A 404-nucleotide genomic window follows, 5' to 3' on the forward strand; every position below is an offset into this window, starting at 1 on the left:
ACAGATGGTGCGCTCATCACCGGACTGACCTTTCTTGACCCCAAAGATGCCACACGGGTTCAGGGGTTTTTTCAGCATTTGCAGGTCAGGTTTGGTGACGGGCCGTGGCAGGATGTCAAGGGGCTGGATGAAGTGGGCAGTGATACAGGCAGAACAGGAGAATGACATGAACATACTAAAAAAACTTATGCAGCGTCTGTGCGGTTGCGGAAAGCATGATGACTGTGAACACGTGCAGTCGCTTACAGCACAGCTGCGACTGGGGCCGGCAGACATCCTGGAGTCAGATGAGAATGGTATTATCCCGGAGCAGGACAGGGTAATCACGCAGGTGGTGATACTGGATGCGGATAAAAAGCAGATACAGTGTGTGGTAAGACCGCTGCAAATCCTGCGTGCTGACG

The 404-nt window shown here is 52.7% G+C and carries 2 protein-coding genes; both read left to right on the plus strand.

The window, feature by feature from the left end:
- Positions 1 to 165: phage tail fiber C-terminal domain-containing protein (locus tag HEN33_RS25545; RefSeq protein ID WP_000315882.1), on the plus strand; the 165-nt coding region annotated here is incomplete at its 5' end.
- Between the two features lies 1 nt (position 166).
- Positions 167 to 404, plus strand: a 238-nt coding sequence (locus HEN33_RS25550) for a phage tail fiber C-terminal domain-containing protein (RefSeq protein WP_183083547.1), incomplete at its 3' end; no start/stop codon positions are given.

The organism is Escherichia sp. 94.0001 (assembly GCF_013369155.2).
GTDB lineage: Bacteria > Pseudomonadota > Gammaproteobacteria > Enterobacterales > Enterobacteriaceae > Escherichia > Escherichia coli_F.